Raw genomic sequence first — 421 nt, 5'->3', positions numbered from 1 at the left:
GTCCTCGGGGTCGAGGAGGTCGTCGAGGCCGAGCGGGTCGGCGGGGTCGAACGCGGGCGGCTTCGGGGACGCGGACATGGGGAACACCCTCCGGCACTCTGCGGCTGCGGACCTGCGGCGCTCGAACTGTGCTGCGTTCGAAAACTAGCACCGCTAGTTACGTATGCCCGGCCGACGTTACGGCCCGAGCGCGCCGCGCGTCCAGAGCGACCGGGCCGGAGGTCAGGCGGAGACCGTGGGTTTTCCGGCCGTCCGGGGCGCGGGCAGCTCGCTCTTGGCGAGCGGTACGGGGCTCTCCGAGACCGTTCCCGGTGCTCCGGCGGCCTCCGGGGCGCAGTTCATGACGCGGGGCAGCCGGAGCGCCATCAGCGCGCCGAGCAGCAGCAGGCCGGCGCTGACCAGCAGCGTCACATGCAGTCCG

At 72.9% G+C, this 421-nt stretch carries 1 pseudogene; it reads right to left on the bottom strand.

The annotated features are described in order from the left end of the window. Positions 1-222 precede the first annotated feature (222 nt). Positions 223-421 (bottom strand): annotated as a pseudogene (locus tag CCN33_RS33040) (MFS transporter); the annotation flags it as partial.

Origin of the sequence: Streptomyces recifensis (assembly GCF_002154615.1) — a bacterium.
Taxonomy (GTDB): domain Bacteria; phylum Actinomycetota; class Actinomycetes; order Streptomycetales; family Streptomycetaceae; genus Streptomyces; species Streptomyces griseoluteus.
Note: the sequence above shows the minus strand (reverse complement) of the source record. Positions and strands in the feature narration are given on the sequence as shown.